The 12,300-nt window shown below is 53.2% G+C and carries 12 protein-coding genes and 1 tRNA gene; 3 read left to right on the top strand and 10 right to left on the bottom strand.

The window, feature by feature from the left end:
* Window positions 1-150 precede the first annotated feature (150 nt).
* On the top strand, window positions 151-954 hold the full coding sequence (locus J7395_RS06265; protein ID WP_209220904.1) for a TSUP family transporter: 804 nt from the start codon (window positions 151-153) through the stop codon (window positions 952-954).
* Between the two features lie 85 nt (window positions 955-1,039).
* Here J7395_RS06265 and J7395_RS06260 read toward each other — a convergent pair whose 3' ends face one another.
* The 8 genes from J7395_RS06260 to aroA form a co-directional block, all read right to left on the bottom strand.
* The gene (locus J7395_RS06260) at window positions 1,040-2,248 is read right to left on the bottom strand and encodes an MFS transporter (RefSeq protein ID WP_209220903.1); all 1,209 of its coding nucleotides are present in this window, start codon (window positions 2,246-2,248) and stop codon (window positions 1,040-1,042) included.
* Between the two features lie 234 nt (window positions 2,249-2,482).
* Entirely contained in the window at window positions 2,483-3,205 is a 723-nt protein-coding gene (gene pyrF / locus J7395_RS06255) for an orotidine-5'-phosphate decarboxylase (RefSeq protein WP_209220902.1), read from the bottom strand.
* Window positions 3,206-3,330: 125 nt separating this feature from the next.
* A complete protein-coding gene (locus tag J7395_RS06250; RefSeq protein WP_209220901.1) occupies window positions 3,331-3,645 on the bottom strand; it encodes a LapA family protein in 315 nt (104 codons plus the stop codon).
* Between the two features lie 190 nt (window positions 3,646-3,835).
* The gene (gene ihfB / locus J7395_RS06245; RefSeq protein WP_007088342.1) at window positions 3,836-4,111 is read right to left on the bottom strand and encodes an integration host factor subunit beta; all 276 of its coding nucleotides are present in this window, start codon (window positions 4,109-4,111) and stop codon (window positions 3,836-3,838) included.
* A 73-nt stretch (window positions 4,112-4,184) separates the two neighbouring features.
* Window positions 4,185-5,108: a signal peptide peptidase SppA gene (gene sppA, locus J7395_RS06240; RefSeq protein WP_062960211.1), complete on the bottom strand. Its 924-nt coding sequence runs from the start codon at window positions 5,106-5,108 to the stop codon at window positions 4,185-4,187.
* 254 nt (window positions 5,109-5,362) lie between these two features.
* Window positions 5,363-7,066, bottom strand: a complete 1,704-nt coding sequence (rpsA, locus tag J7395_RS06235; RefSeq protein WP_209220900.1) for a 30S ribosomal protein S1 — start codon at window positions 7,064-7,066, stop codon at window positions 5,363-5,365.
* A 225-nt stretch (window positions 7,067-7,291) separates the two neighbouring features.
* On the bottom strand, window positions 7,292-7,936 hold the full coding sequence (gene cmk, locus J7395_RS06230) for a (d)CMP kinase (RefSeq protein ID WP_209220898.1): 645 nt from the start codon (window positions 7,934-7,936) through the stop codon (window positions 7,292-7,294).
* A gap of 102 nt (window positions 7,937-8,038) precedes the next feature.
* Window positions 8,039-9,385, bottom strand: a complete 1,347-nt coding sequence (aroA, locus tag J7395_RS06225) for a 3-phosphoshikimate 1-carboxyvinyltransferase (RefSeq protein WP_114109155.1) — start codon at window positions 9,383-9,385, stop codon at window positions 8,039-8,041.
* Window positions 9,386-9,731: 346 nt separating this feature from the next.
* On the opposite strand from aroA, the gene J7395_RS06220 reads away from it, so the two are divergent.
* Window positions 9,732-10,037: an FYDLN acid domain-containing protein gene (locus J7395_RS06220; protein WP_007088347.1), complete on the top strand. Its 306-nt coding sequence runs from the start codon at window positions 9,732-9,734 to the stop codon at window positions 10,035-10,037.
* A 100-nt stretch (window positions 10,038-10,137) separates the two neighbouring features.
* Window positions 10,138-10,213 (top strand) — tRNA-Ala (locus J7395_RS06215).
* Window positions 10,214-10,605: 392 nt separating this feature from the next.
* Here the strand turns inward: J7395_RS06215 and J7395_RS06205 are convergent.
* Window positions 10,606-11,223, bottom strand: coding sequence for a hypothetical protein (locus J7395_RS06205; RefSeq protein ID WP_209220894.1), 618 nt, complete (start codon window positions 11,221-11,223; stop codon window positions 10,606-10,608).
* 91 nt (window positions 11,224-11,314) lie between these two features.
* Window positions 11,315-12,289 (bottom strand): methyltransferase domain-containing protein, encoded by a 975-nt coding sequence (locus tag J7395_RS06200; RefSeq protein ID WP_114109734.1) that lies wholly within the window; start codon window positions 12,287-12,289, stop codon window positions 11,315-11,317.
* Window positions 12,290-12,300 lie beyond the last annotated feature (11 nt).

The raw sequence follows: 12,300 nt of genomic DNA, 5'->3' as shown, positions 1-12,300 counted from the left end.
CCCGCTGATTGGCAAGCCGGCACACCAAACAACATTGTCGCCATTACAAAGTAACAATGGACGATGACCGCCAAGTACATATGATTGCGTCGCTTATTGCCACCCGGCGCGTCTGCCCCACCTTACGTGCCATCCACAGGATTTCAGTCAATGGAATTTGGCGTTGATCTTTTACTGATACTTTTTGCGGTCGCCGCGTTCGCCGGCATGGTTGATTCAATTGCCGGCGGCGGCGGATTGATTACCATCCCGGCCCTGCTTTGGGCGGGTATTACACCGGCACAGGCCTTGGCAACCAACAAGCTGCAGGGCAGTTTTGGCAGCCTGACATCTTCAATCAACTTTATCCGCAAGGGCTATGTCGATCCACGCGATATGGTATTGGCAATCGTCCTGACATTTGCAGGGTCGGCACTTGGTACCGTCCTGGTGCAGATGCTTGATGCCAGCATCCTGCTTAAAATCCTTCCGGCTCTGTTGATCCTGATTGCACTTTATTTTCTTTTCTCGCCACGCGTTGGCGATATTGACGCGCATCAGGTTATCAGCAAGTCGGTCTTTGCCTTTACCGCAGGCTTTGGCATCGGCTTTTACGATGGCTTTTTCGGACCGGGTACCGGATCTTTCTTTTCCATCGCTTTTGTCGCTTTGCTTGGTTTCAACATGACAAAGGCAACAGCCCACACCAAGGTTCTGAACTTCACATCAAATTTCGCATCGCTTGTGATGTTCATTGCAGGGGGCGAAGTTGTCTGGATGATCGGCCTTGTCATGGCTGTCGGCTCATTGATCGGGGCCCAGATCGGATCTCATCTGGTGATGAAAGTCGGTGCAAGGCTGGTGCGGCCGCTTCTGGTTGTTACCTCGATTGCCATTTCGATCAAGCTGATCATCGATCAGTATGGCAGCACCATCAGCCAGTATTGGGATCAAATGCGGGTCTGGATCGGATAGAAACCCGGTTTCCCCATTCCCAAGCAAACAGCAAAAGCCCGCCGCGACATTGTCCGGCGGACTTTGTTTTTGACATTCAATTCATTCAGGCGCTGGCAGTCGTCTCGATAAAGACTTCGTCAGGACGGTCAATCAGGTGGCTCCAGATCGAAAACAGCAACGCGATCACGGCAATTCCCGCGCCAAGCCAAGGGATATCCTGATAGGAAACGCCCTGTGTAATTGCGATACCACCAAACCAGGCACCCGCAGCATTACCAAGATTGAATGCCCCCTGATTAAGGGTCGACGCAAGGTTCGGTGCATCGGTCGCTTCGTTGACCACCCGCATCTGAAGGGGGGACACCAGTGCAAAGGAAACCACACCCCAGACAAAAACCGTTGCCACAGCCGGGATCACATTGGTGATCGTTTCAGCAAATACGACCAGTATCGCAATCAGCAGAACAAACGTCGCAATGATCGCGGGCATCAGGCGCCAATCACCCAGACGGCCACCGATATAGTTGCCAATCGTCAAACCTGCGCCGAACAGCAACAGCACATAGGTTACCTGTCGCGCTGAAATGCCGGTGATATTCTGCAGCATCGGAGTGATATAGGTAAACACGCTGAACATGCTGGCCGCGGCCAGAACACTGATCAGCATGGCAAATATAACCTGGGTTTTAAGCAGCGCACGGGCTTCCGCCATCAAACTACCACCCGTCGCCGCGATCTTGCGTGGCAAACAAAAATAAAGCGCGACAGCCGCAACCATACCGATCCCAACAACCGCCCAGAAAGTCGAACGCCAACCCAGTTCCTGACCGAGAGCCGTACCAAACGGAACCCCAAGCACATTGGCAAGAGTAAGCCCCGAAAACATCAGGGCAATGGCCTGAACCCGTTTATGCGGTGCAACAAGGTTAGCAGCAACCACCGCACCCAGACCAAAAAACGCCCCATGGCAGAAAGCAGTGACCACACGGGCCGCCATCAGAAGCCAGTAATCCGGTGCAATCGCGCAAAGGAAATTGCCAATGATGAAAATCGCGATGAGCATCATCAAAGCATGCCGACGATCCATTTTGGACGTTGCAATCGCAAGAAACGGCGCACCAAACGTAACACCCAGCGCATAACCGGTTACCAGCAACCCAGCATCGGGAATGCTGACACCAAGATCGGCCGCCACATCCGGCAACAAGCCCATAATGACAAACTCGGTCGTCCCGATCCCGAAGGATGCAAGGGCAAGGGCAAGGATCGGAAGGTTTCCAAAGAAACCTGTGCGGGCAACAGCAGCTGTCATGATCGATACGTCCAAGGGTGCCAAGCACCAATGCGGGATAATGGTGGGCGACAGGATTTCGGGAGATTTTCGAAACGCTTGAACCAACCGAAAATTGAAACGATTCAATTTTGCGTGCAGCGCACAAATTTCACCATCGCAAAATTGGCATAAAAACTATGCAATCCCGTCACAACTGAAACAGGCCCGGTTGAACACCGGGCCTGTCGGAAAAACAAAACGGATAAATCCGGATCAGGAAAGTTCGTCAACGATACGTTTTGCAGCTTTAACCGGATCGTCGGCCTTGGTAATCGGGCGCCCGATCACCATCACATCTGTGCCCATCGCAACGGCATCACGCGGTGTGACAATACGTTTTTGATCATCAGAACTTGACCAGGCCGGACGAATACCCGGGGTGATCAATTTGAAATCCGGTCCACAGGCAGCACGTACCGCGGTAATTTCCTGTGCGGAGCACACAACTCCGTCCAGACCGGCCTTTTGGGTCAGTTCGGCAAGTTTGACGACACGCTCGCTGATCGGTCCAGCCAGACCGACATCATCAAGATCACCCTGATCAAGGCTGGTCAGGACCGTTACGGCAATCACCCACGGAGCATCGACACCCGCCTTGTCAGCAGTTTCACGTGCTGCTTCCCCGGCACGTGTCATCATTTCAAAGCCACCCGTAGCATGAACATTCACGATCTTGAGACCAAGGGGCGTTACGGCGCGGATGGCACCGGCAACCGTGTTAGGAATGTCGTGATATTTGACGTCCAGAAAAATCGGCAATCCGGCCTTGGCGACTTCACGGACACCCTGCGGGCCGTGGGCTGCAAAGAATTCCTTGCCAAGCTTCGCGCCGCCAATCACCCCGGACAGATTTGAAGCAAAATCAATTGCATGAGCAAGATCAGTGGTATCAATGGCGCAAAAAATCCGATCGTGCGGGGCAAGCTTATCGGTCATGGTGTCCTCCGGCGGGCTGGAATTTCATCATCGGCCCACGAAGATGCGACGGACCGGGCATGACTTAGCCGATTTCGCCTGAAATACCAATCCCGAATTGGCCATAACCTTTGGCAGGATTCCTCTCAGGATGCCTTTTGCTGGCTGATCACCTTGTGATCATTCGATATGTCGCTGCCGGTTTCATCCGGACGCAGTCGGCGCAGCTCGCTATCCATCCGCTTGACGGCACGGCGATGTTTGCCATGTACGAACCATTCATACGTCAACCCGATACCAAGCCCGATCAACAATGCCACCATGATCGGCAGGAAAAGCGGCATGTCAATTTCATAAGGCAAGGGCCACAATGACAACGTCACCAGCGCCCGGTTCGACACGGCAAAAATCGCAATCAGGAACGCAAGCGGGATAGAGATGATCCAGTAAAGAATGCGCATTTCAACTCCTCGTGCCGGCATGCAAAAAGGCAGGGGTCATAGCCCACGCACCGGCTGAAACCAGAGAATGGACCCGATATGGTTAAACGGAAACATGTGCAAATGAATTTGCAACCATCCTGCAGAATTTCCACAAGACTGGTTTAGCGCAGTTCACACGCCAACAGCAAGCCGATCAAACAGGCTGCGATCAGTTAAGACGTTCGCGCAACTGCTTGCCAGTTTTGAAATAGGGAACCTTTTTCTCGCCCACAGGTACGGCTTCACCGGTACGCGGATTGCGTCCGACCCGGGAATCACGCTGCTTTACGGAAAATGCGCCAAAACCACGCAGCTCGACACGATCCCCGCGTGCCAGCGCTTCGGTAATTTCGTCAAAGATCGTCGCCACGATCCGCTCAACATCGCGCTGATACAGATGAGGGTTCATCTCAGCCAGCCGGGCGATCAGTTCTGATTTTGTCATATTCAGGCCCCATCCTGTTCGTTCTGACAGATATCCAATCAACCAAAGGTTAGATTACGTCACGTCGGCGCTTTCACTCAGGTTGCCAGACAGTCAGCAAACCGTCAAGTTTAAGCCCCTCAGATGACAGCATTTTTCCGATGTTTCCTTCGAACAATGCCGTCATAAGGGAGTCTTCCGGATAATCAATTTCGAGCGGCACGACTGCCGCATCCGGCGATACTCCCATTTCGTCCTGCAGCCAGCGCAAAGCTTCGCGACGACCACCAATCTCGTCGATCAGACCATTGGCAACAGCCTGCTGACCGGTATAAACCCGGCCATCGGCCAGTTGACGCACGGTTTCGGTATCCATACCGCGTCGTTCGGCAACCATGTCGACAAACACGCCAAACATGTCTGAAATCAGGCTTTCCATAGCCGTTCGCGCGGCATCATCCGTCGGTTCGAACGGGTTCGGAACGGCTTTAAGCGGGCCACTTTTAACCGTCAGCGGCTCTACACCCAGTTTTTCCAATGTGCCGGTAAAGTTCATCGACTGGAAAATCACACCAATCGATCCGGTCACCGTTCCGCGATGTGCGATGATGTGGTCAGCGGCAATTGCCGTCATGTAACCACCAGACGCGGCAACAGTTCCCATTTCGGCAACGATCGGACGGGTTTCGCCAATCCTGCGCAGGCTCTCAAAAAGCGCCTCGCCACCGACCATCGTACCGCCAGGGCTGTTGATATGGACGATCAGACCCGCGACATCGCTGTCTCCCTCAATCTGCTCCAGCGCATCAAGAAGGTAGGGATCCTCGGTAATCACCCCTTCGATATTCACCTCGACAATGCGCGGGCCAATATTGCCCCACACCACGTCGTCCGCACCGCTGCGCGCAAAGGCCACCACGATGGCAATGATGATTGCGACCACCGCCAGCACCCGCCAGCGGAAAATCGATTTTTTCAAACGTCGACGATCAAGAAGGATATCGGCATCAAGTGCCATTTAATGCGCCCCGGTATTCAGTAATGAACTAACAGCTTCAAAAACCTGCCTTTTCAAATGGTTTTTCTTCATTCGCTTGGCAAGGACAAAAACTGTTTGAAATCAAAATTCTCGCTAAAAAATGACATCGCAGCGGCAAAGTCGCGTCCAAACCGGGAATTTTGGACAAAAGCGACAAAAAAACGGGCCGTGCAACGCACGACCCGTCTTTGTGATCTGCCAGAGCAGATCCTGTCCGATCAGGAACAGATGCCTTATTCGGCACCTTCCTGTTTCTTGCGAAGTGCTTCGCCGAGAATATCGCCAAGCGATGCACCGCTGTCAGCCGAACCGTAATCCGCCATGGCTTTCTTCTCGTCAGCAACTTCAAGAGCTTTGACCGAGAGGGTGACCTTGCGGGTTTTGGCGTCGATCGTGGTAACACGCGCATCGACTTTCTCGCCAACCGCGAAACGTTCCGGACGCTGGTCCGAACGGTCACGTGCGAGTTCAGCCTTACGGATGAAGCCTTTAAGATCGGTGCCACCAACAGCAACCTCGATACCACCGTCGTTAACTTCGGTGATTTCACAGGTTACGGTTTCACCGCGTTTGATGCCGGTAACGGCTTCTTTGAACGGGTCACCCGAAAGCTGTTTGATGCCAAGCGAGATACGCTCTTTCTCGACGTCAACATCAAGAACCTTGGCTTTGACGATGTCACCTTTTTTGTATTCTTTGATGACTTCTTCACCAGCGCGGTCCCATGACAGGTCCGAGAGGTGAGCCATACCGTCGATACCACCCAGAAGGCCAATGAACAGACCGAATTCGGTGATGTTCTTGACTTCGCCTTCGATCTCGGACTCGACCGGATGAGCAGCCAGGAAGGCATCCCACGGATTCGAGGTGCACTGCTTGAGACCAAGCGAGATACGGCGTTTCTGTGCATCGACGTCGAGCACCATGACTTCGACTTCCTGCGAGGTCGAAACGATTTTGCCCGGGTGGATGTTTTTCTTGGTCCAGGACATTTCGGAAACGTGGACCAGACCTTCGACACCAGCTTCGAGTTCGACGAATGCGCCGTAATCGGTGATGTTGGTGACACGGCCTTCGAATTTCGAACCGACCGGGTATTTGGCTTCGACACCTTCCCACGGATCAGCTTCAAGCTGTTTCATGCCAAGCGAGATACGCTGGGTTTCGCTGTTAAAGCGGATAACCTGAACCTTGACGGTCTGACCGATCTGAAGAGCTTCAGACGGATGGTTGATGCGCTTCCATGCGATGTCGGTGACATGCAGCAGGCCGTCAACACCGCCGAGATCGACGAATGCGCCGTAATCGGTGATGTTTTTGACAACGCCGTCAAGAACCTGACCTTCCTGAAGGTTCTGGATCAGTTCGGCGCGCTGTTCAGCACGGGTCTCTTCGAGAACGGCACGACGCGAAACCACGATGTTACCGCGCGAGCGATCCATTTTCAGGATCTGGAACGGCTGCGGATTGTTCATCAGCGGGGTAACGTCGCGAACCGGACGGATGTCAACCTGGCTGCCCGGCAGGAATGCCACGGCGCCCGACAGGTCAACAGTGAAGCCGCCTTTAACACGACCAAAGATGGTACCGTCAACGCGTTTGCCTTCGTTGAACTGTTTTTCAAGCTCGACCCAGGCTTCTTCGCGACGCGCTTTTTCGCGCGACAGAACGATCAGGCCATCTTTGTTTTCATAGCGATCGACATAAACATCAACGGTATCGCCGATATTAACGTCGCCTGCGCCAAATTCTTTGAGCGGCACGCGGCCTTCGGACTTCAGACCCACATCGACGATTGCATCGTCGTCGGTGGTTTTGACGACCGTACCGGTCATCACGCGGCCAATAAAGCCTTCGTCTTCAGAACCGAGGCTTTCGGCCAGCAGGGTGGCGAAATCTTCGCCGGTGGAGAATTGTGCTTCTTCAGCGGTTGTCATTAAAGAGACTTCCTTTCGAGTGTATCGTCACTATTCCGGCCAATCGGTTGTATCCGATGGTCTTGCCACAAAATCGTGGCGGGTTTTTGCCAATCGATGTCCCGATCCCGTTCGCGGAAAACCAAACGGTTTTCCATAGACGAAAAGGTGAACGCACATGTCGTTCACCTTAGGGTAGCTACCCCTGAGATCGTTCTGCCGCTTGACGGTTAAAACGCCCGTGTGTCAGTCATTCTCGCCCATATGGGTTCGAATATGCGCCATGACTGCATTAAACACCGCATCAGCATTCAGACGATCCGTATCAATGTGGATTGCGTCCGATGCCATCTTGAGCGGCGCAACATCCCGCGCACTGTCTCGAGCATCCCGTTCTTCAAGCTCCTTGAGAACGCGCTCGTATATAGCAGCGGGATTTTTTTCCTGCAACTGTTTGAACCGACGGTTTGCACGTTCTTCAACACTGGCCGTCAGATAGAACTTGATCGGAGCATCCGGACACACAACCGTCCCGATGTCGCGACCATCAAGAACGGCACCCCGTTTACCACCGGGCGGGCTGCTGGCAAGATTGCGTTGAAAATCGAGCAACACCGCACGAACCCTTGGAATCGCGGCAACTTTTGATGCTGCATTTCCGACTTCTTCACTGCGAAGTTCTTCGCCGTCAAGATCGTTGGCGCCGAGTTTTTCGGCCACCCCGACCGCCACATCCTCGTCCGAGGGATCAAGCCCAAGCGCCAAAACCTTTGCCCCCGTCGCCCGGTACAAAAGTCCGGTATCAAGATAGGCATAGTCCATTGCCCCGGCGACTCGACGTGCCAAAGTGCCTTTTCCCGATGCTGCCGGTCCGTCAATCGCGATGATCATGCGCGGGCGCCCCTATCTGTTTTGATGTCACTTATATTTGTGTGCCAAGAAAGGCTTTACGAGCCCCGGAATGCGAATAACGGAAACCGATCACGAAACAGATCATGAACCAGCCGGGGAAAGGTTTGCCCCCAATTCGCGCATCAATGCCTCGAAACTCGGGAAGCTGGTCGCAATCGGGTTGGCATCATCAACCGCAACCGGATCATTTGCCCCAAGTCCGAGGACAAGGAAGGACATGGCGATACGATGATCAAGATGGGTTTCAACCATACCACCTCCGGGTACCTCGCCACCCGTGACAATCAGGTCGTCACCTTCGATGCGGTGAATGACCTTGTTTGCTGCTAGCCCCGCGGCCACAGCGGCAAGACGATCCGATTCCTTGACCCGCAATTCTTCAAGTCCGCACATCCGGGTTTCACCCTGTGCATAAGCGGCAGCAACGGCCAGCACCGGATATTCATCAATCATCGACGGGGCACGTTCCGCTGGCACGACAATACCGGTCAGGCGATTTTTACCGCTAACGACAAGATCACCGATGGTTTCACCGGCTTCCTCACGTTCGTTAGCGATCGTAATGTCACCACCCATTTCGATAAGGGTCGTAATCAGGCCGGTCCGCAACGGGTTCAGACAAACGTCACGAATGGTCACTTTTGATTCCGGATTGATCAAAGCCGCCACCAGCGGGAATGCTGCCGAGCTCGGATCTGTAGGAACCACAATATCGGCTGCTTTCATTTCGACCGGGCCGGTCAGACTGACCGTGCGCCCACCGTCATCATTGATGCTGACATCAACATCGACACCAAAATGGCGCAACATGCGTTCGGTGTGATCACGCGATGGTTTCGGCTCGATCACGGTGGTCGTTCCAGCAGTATTCAGTCCAGCCAGCAACACAGCGGACTTGACCTGTGCGGATGCCATAGGAAGCGTATAGGTCACCGGTTTTGCCTCATCGGTTCCGATGACGGCCATAGGCGGACGACCGCGTTCGCGCGTGATGAATTGCGCGCCGAATTCCGCCAGCGGATCGGCAACCCGGCCCATCGGACGCTTGCAAAGCGATGCATCGCCGGTAAAGAAGGTGGTGATCGGATGGGTCGCAACAATACCAGCCATCAGACGAATACCGGTTCCGGCATTACCCATATCAATGACGCTATCGGGCTCCCGCAAGGCGCCAACGCCGACACCGGTCACATGCCAGGTCCCGTCTTCGTCACGGGTCACCGTCGCACCAAGTTTGCGCATGGCTTCTGCGGTCGCCAGAACATCTTCACCTTCGAGAAGGCCGGTAATTTTCGTCTCGCCAATGGCAAGGCCGCCAAACATCAGGGAACGATGGGAAATTGATTTGTCACCGGGAACCCGGATATCGCCGTTAAGCGCACGGGACTTCAGCGATTGAAGCGGACGTTTGGTCTGCGAAGAGCTCATCGGGCCTGCCTGTCTATTCTTGTTGTGACCATCAAATCATCGGTTTTCCGGTCATTGAACCGCACTTCGATGCTGCCGCAATTCCGGGCGCAAATCGTACATTCGATTACCGGGGGCAAACTCGTATCATATGCGCTTTTGACGCACCAGTATCGAAGCCAAATTTTGCTTGAAGTTTATAGCGGTGCGTGGCGCAGAATCCCGCCTTTTGGAGGCTTGTGATAAAATCGGACAATTTCCTTTTGACAAGCCCGTCCCAAGATGGCAATTGGGCCAACTAGAAGAAGGTGAATTCGGCCTTCAACCCATTCTTTGATGATAACGGTATTTAAGAGGGTTTGCCGTAATGTCAGCACGCGGTAAGAAACGTCACTGCCAAGCCTGCGGTACCAAATACTATGATTTGAATCGTACGCCGGTCGTGTGCCCCAAATGCGCAACCCCCGACGGGGTGACCAAAATCAAGAAAGCCGCGGTTGCAAAGCCGAAGCCGGAAGAAGACGAAGACCTGGATGATGACGTCGATCTTGACGATGATGTCGACACCGATATCGATGACGATATCCTTGAAGATGCGTCTGATCTTGGTGAAGATGACGATGATCTTGGCGAAGTCCTTGAACATGTCGAAAGCGACGAAGACGACCGCTAGGATTTTTTGAAAATAGGTCTTGCCAAGATTTGGCGAACCTTCTAAATATCCCCCGCGCCGCGACGGAAACACTGGATTTCGTTGCGACGCGGACTAAAATGGGGCCGTAGCTCAGTTGGGAGAGCGCTACAATGGCATTGTAGAGGTCGTCAGTTCGATCCTGATCGGCTCCACCATCAAAACCCGTCGCCTAAAGCGACGGGTTTTGTCGTTTCCGGAAAGAAATTTATCGATCTCGAACAGACCGGAGACAAAAAATTCCAAAAGCCAGCCCAATACCGATTGAATTGGCAAGCCCATCCTCAATGCTAGCAAACCGGCCTGGTATCCATCCTTGGGCAATCTCGATGAAAATGCCATAAATCAGACAGCCAATAACAATCCGCCAGACACGAGCAGGATAAGCGATCAATCCGGCAGCAGTTAACATGCAATAGGCAATCAAATGCTGGATTTTGTCCCATACCTGTATATCAGGCATACTGTCAGCCGATTGAAGCGACAAAAACCCAATTAACACTGCCAATACCCAGAAAATTGCAGCTGCCCAATATCGAAACCGCATTCCCTAGCGCGCTCTGATCGCCAACATGCGTCCGGCCATCCATCGAAACATCGAATAAATTGCGACCCCAAAGTGATAAAGAGTGGGTAAAAGCGCAGACGCCCCCATCATCATCCCAAAATAAATGTTGCAGATATTGTCCGGTGCGAGCGGATTCAGAATCGCTTTCCAGAAACGTCCTTCGTACAGCTCCGTGCGGTACGTCAATGTTTCCGGACGATCAAGTACGATACTGACAACCCAGCCAGAGGCAACAAATGCAAACAGGACCCAGAAAGTAGCGAGAACAGCAATAAAAACATCTACGCTGAGATAGCTGACAAAGCGCACATTGCTTTGTGATGCCAACGCGCGGCGGACGATTGCCAAAGTCACATAAAATGACATCGCATCAAATATTGCCCCCAGTACCGCTACCGGAAAACCCAAAAGGACATATTCGTCCCCCTTCCAGGATGCCAGATGTTGCGGATATGTGGTTAGCAGGGCCCACCAATAGCACACCAGATTGATCAGAACAAAAAGCAGAAAAAGCTTGGGGAAAAAGAACCTGATATGCGCACGCTTACGAAGGAACCAATCAAGAAATTCCTGAAGTGAGTTTCTCCAATTCGCAAACATCGCTTTAAAAGACTCCTAGCCACCCCCGGATTTGCATGACCGGCAACACACACAACAGAAAAGCTGAAACCCTGAGAATAATCAACGAAACTCAATGAACAATTCTGTCGATTGATCGATCAGGATCAGGAAGACGACCCAACTCGCCAATCAATTTTGATATTCCATCCCCTGCACGTACCACCATGATACGACCTGAAACAGGGTTTCCCTTTTCCTGCCGCAGAATTCCCGTGGCATCGGCAACAACTTCGAACTGGCAATCTTTCAGCCAATCATGAATTGCATGTTCATGATGGCGGAACCTTTGCCCCGGGCCAAGATCGAACGGGAATGTATCGCCATGTTCAAGCGTGAAGACCATCAATCCCCCGGGTACAAGCCGCTCATGGGCGGCCCGCAATGCCGGGACAAGATCGCCCAGATAGTTCAGGACATCGGCCGCAACAACCAGGCCATAGTCGCGATCAAGGCCATCAGGCAAATCCGTGATGTCCGCAGCAATCAAATTACGATAAAGCCCCTTGGCACGTGCGCGGTTGATCATGCGCGGTGACAGATCGACACCGTCAATCACATCAACATGCCCGGCAAATACATCCGCAACCAGACCGGTGCCACACCCAAGATCAAGCACGCGCAGCGGACGCAGCAATTCCGGCAAATAGGGCCGAATGGCTTCAAACAGGAGTTCCGGACCACGATAGGCCAATCGGTCGCGTAGCGAGATTTCAAAACGCGGCGCGTAGTCGTCAAACAGCGCCCTTACATAGTCGGGTGGCAGACGATCGCGCATGGCAACCGCGCCCAATAATGTCAGTCGAACTTCCGCGCCCATACGATCAACAGGATCGAGGGCAAGGCACTGACGAAATGCCTCAATCGCATTTTCATGCTGTCCCATGCGCTCGAAGATATCGCCCAGCACAAAATGCGCTTCTTCCCAATCGGGATCAGCCGAAATTGCAGCCCGGGCCACATCGATTGCAGCCTCGGTATCATTTTGCCCGACAAGCGCCAGCGCGACATCAAGCCGCCGACTGGCCAACAAACGATCTTTGCTCATATGTGCGAAGA

The organism is Thalassospira sp. A3_1, from assembly GCF_017744215.1.
Lineage (GTDB): Bacteria > Pseudomonadota > Alphaproteobacteria > Rhodospirillales > Thalassospiraceae > Thalassospira > Thalassospira lucentensis_A.
This window is presented reverse-complemented; position numbering and strand designations above follow the sequence as displayed.

Bases quoted from the DNA above. Each gene is read 5' to 3' on its own strand.
- ihfB (WP_007088342.1), bottom strand. From the start codon at position 4,111: ATGACAAAATCAGAACTGATCGCCCGGCTGGCTGAGATGAACCCTCAT.
- J7395_RS06260 (WP_209220903.1), bottom strand. From the start codon at position 2,248: ATGACAGCTGCTGTTGCCCGCACAGGTTTCTTTGGAAACCTTCCGATC.
- J7395_RS06200 (WP_114109734.1), bottom strand. From the start codon at position 12,289: ATGAGCAAAGATCGTTTGTTGGCCAGTCGGCGGCTTGATGTCGCGCTG.
- J7395_RS06220 (WP_007088347.1), top strand. From the start codon at position 9,732: ATGTCAGCACGCGGTAAGAAACGTCACTGCCAAGCCTGCGGTACCAAA.
- J7395_RS06250 (WP_209220901.1), bottom strand. From the start codon at position 3,645: ATGCGCATTCTTTACTGGATCATCTCTATCCCGCTTGCGTTCCTGATT.
- pyrF (WP_209220902.1), bottom strand. From the start codon at position 3,205: ATGACCGATAAGCTTGCCCCGCACGATCGGATTTTTTGCGCCATTGAT.
- aroA (WP_114109155.1), bottom strand. From the start codon at position 9,385: ATGAGCTCTTCGCAGACCAAACGTCCGCTTCAATCGCTGAAGTCCCGT.
- cmk (WP_209220898.1), bottom strand. From the start codon at position 7,936: ATGATCATCGCGATTGACGGACCGGCAGCATCGGGAAAAGGCACTTTG.
- J7395_RS06205 (WP_209220894.1), bottom strand. From the start codon at position 11,223: ATGTTTGCGAATTGGAGAAACTCACTTCAGGAATTTCTTGATTGGTTC.
- J7395_RS06265 (WP_209220904.1), top strand. From the start codon at position 151: ATGGAATTTGGCGTTGATCTTTTACTGATACTTTTTGCGGTCGCCGCG.
- rpsA (WP_209220900.1), bottom strand. From the start codon at position 7,066: ATGACAACCGCTGAAGAAGCACAATTCTCCACCGGCGAAGATTTCGCC.
- sppA (WP_062960211.1), bottom strand. From the start codon at position 5,108: ATGGCACTTGATGCCGATATCCTTCTTGATCGTCGACGTTTGAAAAAA.